A 578-nucleotide genomic window follows, 5' to 3' on the forward strand; every position below is an offset into this window, starting at 1 on the left:
CCGCTGCGCCAGCGGCAGCTGCGGCCGCAGCTCCTCCAGCACGTCCTGCGCCGTCTCCACCAGCTTGGCGCCCTGGCGGATCAGCGCGTGGCAGCCGCGCGACTGCGGCGCGTGGATCGAGCCGGGAATGGCGAACACCTCGCGCCCCTGCTCGGCCGCCAGCCGGGCCGTGACCAGCGAGCCGGAGGCCAGCGCCGCCTCGACCACCAGCGTGCCGCACGACAGGCCGGAGATGATGCGGTTGCGGCGCGGGAAGTTGCCCGGCAGTGGCGGCGTGCCCAATGGGTACTCGCTCACCAGCAGCCCACGGCGGGCGATGCGGTGGGCGAGGTCGCGGTGCGCACTCGGGTAGACGCGGTCCAGTCCGGTGCCGACCACCGCGATGGTCGAGGGCGCGAGTGCAGCGCCGGACGCCTCGGCGGCCGCGAGCGCTCCCTCGTGCGCCGCCGCATCCACGCCACGCGCCAGCCCCGAGACGATGCACAGCCCGCTGGCATGCAGGGCGCGGGCGAACTGGCGCGCGTTCTCCGCGCCTTGGGCGGTGGGGTTGCGGCTGCCGACCACCGCCAAGCTGGCCT

1 protein-coding gene is annotated in these 578 nt (G+C 75.6%); it reads right to left on the minus strand.

The genetic code is table 11. The features are described 5' to 3' along the window. Positions 1 to 578: DNA-processing protein DprA (gene dprA / locus A612_RS13955; RefSeq protein ID WP_019375074.1), on the minus strand; the 578-nt coding region annotated here is incomplete at both ends.

It is taken from the genome of Melaminivora alkalimesophila (genome assembly GCF_000282995.1).
GTDB lineage: Bacteria > Pseudomonadota > Gammaproteobacteria > Burkholderiales > Burkholderiaceae_C > Melaminivora > Melaminivora alkalimesophila.